This window comes from Candidatus Erwinia dacicola (assembly GCF_001756855.1).
In the GTDB taxonomy this organism is placed as follows: Bacteria; Pseudomonadota; Gammaproteobacteria; order Enterobacterales; family Enterobacteriaceae; genus Erwinia; species Erwinia dacicola.
In genome coordinates this window covers 1-1,492 of the sequence record NZ_MAYS01000148.1, presented here as the reverse complement: position 1 = coordinate 1,492, position 1,492 = coordinate 1, and the positions used below count along the sequence as shown (strand labels likewise).

Annotated in this window: 3 protein-coding genes; all 3 read right to left on the bottom strand. The window is 42.8% G+C overall.

Going from position 1 to position 1,492, the window contains the following annotated elements:
- Positions 1-188 precede the first annotated feature (188 nt).
- From BBW68_RS04700 to BBW68_RS04690, 3 genes are read right to left on the bottom strand one after another with little or no spacing between them, the layout of a single operon-like run.
- Positions 189-410, bottom strand: a complete 222-nt coding sequence (locus BBW68_RS04700; protein ID WP_070134224.1) for a hypothetical protein — start codon at positions 408-410, stop codon at positions 189-191.
- A gap of 21 nt (positions 411-431) precedes the next feature.
- Positions 432-1,085, bottom strand: coding sequence for a hypothetical protein (locus tag BBW68_RS04695; RefSeq protein ID WP_070134223.1), 654 nt, complete (start codon positions 1,083-1,085; stop codon positions 432-434).
- A 9-nt stretch (positions 1,086-1,094) separates the two neighbouring features.
- Entirely contained in the window at positions 1,095-1,478 is a 384-nt protein-coding gene (locus tag BBW68_RS04690; RefSeq protein WP_070134225.1) for a helix-turn-helix domain-containing protein, read from the bottom strand.
- Between the last annotated feature and the right edge of the window lie 14 nt (positions 1,479-1,492).

Here is a 1,492-nt window from a genome sequence, read left to right as displayed (position 1 = left end):
TGCGTAAGTCTGCTAATGCCTGATCTCTGCTTTTTGTAATGGTATATTTTGGTGATTTTATTTCACTTTCAGTTTTATTAATTAGGTTGGTCTCCTTAGCTGATGATATAACAGTTATTTTGTCAATATTAGTGAATGCAAATACACGATAAGTATTAGATATGAGGGATTTTTTACCAAATGGTTTATTACATCTGGGCGATCACCCTTAAAAACTTCAGCATAAAGATAATTTTTAAATTACCATCTTCCTCGCTATAATCGCCAAAAACTAAGTTTAACTCAGACAAATCTTTGATTTTTGCTGGGCCATTGGCGCATGTTAAATCTGGTTCGATGTTGCGTCTTTTCAGTAACTCCTCAGCTTGAAGATTCAATGAAATAGTTAGCAGTGAAAAAATACCGATCATGCATATTTTTTGTGTCTCATATCAAATGTCCTTATCTATTAAAAAAATTAAAGCACCAGCAATAAAGCCTACGATAAAAGCACCATAGATCACTATGGGGTAGGTTCGCAGAAGGGTTACAAAGTTTAGGCGTGTGATAGTCGGTAAAGCTGTTGACTGGTCGTCATCATGGGAATGCTGATCCAACCATGACAAAGCGAGCTGGAGTTGGGGGCGAGTTAAATCATTCAGCCTGCCTGTACCGAAGTTAATATGACAGTAGCGAATGAGTTTCTGCCTGATTTCACTATCTTGGCTGTTGCGCAGGAGGAGGCTTACCAGAGCTTTGCTGGCGTCTTTTTCTTTGCACCGGTCCAGCATGGCCTGTAGATAGCTAACCGTTGTCCGATACTGATTAACGGTCATATCCCCAATACAAGTAACCCCTATCTCAGCGTGAACTTTTTGCCAGACAATAAAGGCTTCGTTGTCGCCAGCATCAGCATCAGCAATAGCCGTTACAAGGCTGTTTAGCTCCTTGCGCTGAGCCTTAACAAGAAGGCGCTTATCTACTTCCTTCTCTGGAAGGGAAACATTGATGGTATTACGCCCATCAAATTGATCTATCCGGATCTTGTTTTCATTGAAATCGCGTCCCGCGATACGGTTTTGCTCACCAGTAGAATTGACCGTCATAAAACGTCCTTACTTCTTGTTTTCGTTGAAATCCCTGCCTGCGACACGGTTGCCTTGACCCGATATGTTCACTGAATTCGATGCAGTATTACCTGCTGTAAGCGCGGCGAGTGCAGCAGCTTTGATTGCAAGGGAGGCCTTCCTGAATAGGTTGAGTAGCTCTTGCTCGTCAACGTTAAGGGTCTCCGCAGACCTGACTCCTGTAACAATGAATTGAACGTCAGCTCCAAATTTTGCAATTGCAGATAGGTAGGCTACATCGGGATTGCGCTCACCTTTCTCATAGTTTAGCTGGGCTTGTTTTCTGACTCCGCCAATTTCGCCAAGCGCCGCTTGGCTTAGGCCTAAGCGTATGCGCTCCTCTTTAAGACGCTCTCCAGAACTTGAATGCATGTAAAAATCCTTGA